Raw genomic sequence first — 2,589 nt, forward strand, 5'->3', positions numbered from 1 at the left:
CAACAAATAAAACATAAAAGCATACAAATATATTTGTGAAAAACAGTTTTATCTTTTTCATTTAGAATCTATAGAACTCTCAAACTCATAGGTGCTGATTTTTTCTCTGTGTGTGAACATAACGCCTAAATCAGGTGCGCCGTAGGCGTCACCTGGATTTTCTTGTTAGCTGCGTTGCCTTGGATTTATACCCAAATGTCATTTTTAGCCGTTAACTCACCACCAGAGTCACCTGTGTTGACGACACCTTTAGGCTCAATTAAAAGCACCTTACAGAGTTTTTTAGCATACGGCTTATGCTCAACTCCTTTTGGAATAACGAACATTTCACCTTCGTTGAGGGTAACCTTTCCATCTCTGAACTCAATTTCCAAAGTTCCTTCGATAATTACGAAAACCTCATCTGTATCTGGGTGATCATGCCAGACAAACTCACCTTCACCCTTTGCCAGTTTGAATTGGTAATCATTCATTTCAGCTATTACACGGGGAGACCATACCTCAGAAAAAAGAGCATGTTTTTCTTTGAAATTAATAGCTTCATATTTCATTATTTTTGATTACTCCACTCTGTATTTTTGGGTAGCAGCTAACGCCAAATTCAGCGGCAGCGCGTCTAGCGCTGTCCGCTGGAATTTTTTGTTAGCTTACTTTGTCGAGCATCTCAGAGGTTATTGCCTGTCGCTTCAATCTATCATCAGTTAGATTTTCTGTTGATTGTAGAATATCAACAGCCTGTTGAAACGCTTCAACAACACTTCTACCATGCTTTGTAAATTTATCAATTATTTTCTTACAGTATGCTTCGATATGTCGGGAGTTAATATTTGGAACAGTTTTACCCGCAACAATAGCACCCACTAAAGCTATAATATGCCATTTATGCTTTCTGACATTTTGAGGAATGTCAGCACTAGCGACTAATAAGTGAAGTCTATAAAGGGTTAAACATGCTGCATAAAAAACAGATTCTTTAGTATCATCAGAAAAAATTTGTTCTCCCAACTGTTCATACATGCGTTTTGGGTATCTATACGCGAGATCAGGTCGTCCCAGAAACATTGAAGCAACAGCTTTAGCTGCGACATTGACATTAAATACTCTAATTGCTGGTATATCTCTACCTACGTATTGTCTATCACGGCGTTCAAAGTAAATCCTGCCATCTTGGCCATCAAATGTATTAAAGTAATCCTCAACTCGTTTAACAACTGGCCTTAGTGATAAAAATTGTGTTTCTTCAACTTTTGACTGGCTATTTGTAGCTCTAACCAGATCAGAGAAAACATCTTCATTTGAAGTTTCAACAATTTTCAGATTAACCATTATAGAGTCGTTAAGTTTTTCTCTACATTCAAAAAGCACATTTGAAGTTTGGCATCCGTTTACAATTTGAAAATTATCTAAATGAAGTACACTTCCTTGAACACGGACGTCAGGGCTAACAATAGTTATTCCATTATTCAGAACTGGAAATCTAGTAGCTTGGTCAGTTTCGCAAAGCGTATCAGTTATTGATTTATTTACTGGATTATCTAGCCCTAAAAAAGCTCGCACATTTTCTTCAAAAACATGAGTTCTTAGATTTCCGTCTTCATTTAGCAAAAGATTGTCCACCAAATCTTTTGCTTTTACAACTGCCAAATAAGCTTCGTCAATTCCGTGAATTTTTGGTAATGCGGCATTACTGAACATAGGTAGTTCTGCACTTACCGTAGAATAAGTATTGACCCATAAATTAGTTACTTCATCTCTTCCTAGAAAATCGATTTCTATTTCATGGAAATAACCAAGTTCATTAAGCTGCAAAATAAAATCACCTTTTGCTTTTTCAAGAGCATCTGGCTTCTTATAAATCCCAGTTGTAACATACCTAATTGTAATATTAGGTTTTCCATCTCTTATCTTAGGAACATTGCTAATAACGATATCAAAAATACTTCTTGCATTTTTTTGAGCTGTATCATTTGACTCATAATTGTCGGCATTAATAAATCGAAGAATAGACTCTTTAAATTTAAGAAAATCCCCTAAATCAAATGTCTCACTTCTTTTGGACTGAATAAAAATAACTTCAACATCATGATTTTTTCTAGTAGATGAAAACACAGATTTTGCATCTTCATCAGATACAATTAACTCTTCATCTACTATAACTGCGACACCATCCATTCCATCATCGCCAGATCCTGTTGTTACATCCTCCAACTCATAACTATTTGCAAGCCTGGCAGATAAAACCGAGTAATTTACAAAATGTTCAAACTGAACGCTTTCTTCTAAGTGGGAAAGTCCATGACTTTTAGAAAAACTATTTAAATGGGATTTTGTAATCCTATGCATTTAATTATCTCACTATATGATTGTAAGCTAACAGTCGTTTACACGAGTCAGTTTCGCATAACATACTGTAGATTCGCTATACGTACCAGCCGATACCCCCATAAAGCGTGGCTTGCACGGCGTTCTGCATTTTAAAGGCTATACCTTCTGATTCGCATTTTGTGATTTGTATATTTTTCGGTCAAGCAACCCGTGTGATTACAGATTGCTTTATTTTCATTTAAAACAACAGGTTAACCATTCAGT

Annotated in this window: 2 protein-coding genes; both read right to left on the reverse strand. The window is 35.8% G+C overall.

Annotated elements, in window-relative coordinates:
- Nucleotides 1-185: 185 nt before the first annotated feature.
- Nucleotides 186-551, reverse strand: a complete 366-nt coding sequence (locus J7438_RS25055) for a cupin domain-containing protein (protein ID WP_209278774.1) — start codon at nucleotides 549-551, stop codon at nucleotides 186-188.
- Nucleotides 552-642: 91 nt separating this feature from the next.
- Nucleotides 643-2,343, reverse strand: coding sequence for an AIPR family protein (locus tag J7438_RS25060; RefSeq protein ID WP_209278775.1), 1,701 nt, complete (start codon nucleotides 2,341-2,343; stop codon nucleotides 643-645).
- Nucleotides 2,344-2,589 lie beyond the last annotated feature (246 nt).

Source organism: Thalassotalea sp. G20_0 (genome assembly GCF_017744175.1).
In the GTDB taxonomy this organism is placed as follows: Bacteria; Pseudomonadota; Gammaproteobacteria; order Pseudomonadales; family Endozoicomonadaceae; genus Endozoicomonas.

Excerpts from the sequence above, each read along its gene's own strand:
- J7438_RS25055 (WP_209278774.1), bottom strand. The coding sequence starts at position 551 with ATGAAATATGAAGCTATTAATTTCAAAGAAAAACATGCTCTTTTTTCT.
- J7438_RS25060 (WP_209278775.1), bottom strand. The coding sequence starts at position 2,343 with ATGCATAGGATTACAAAATCCCATTTAAATAGTTTTTCTAAAAGTCAT.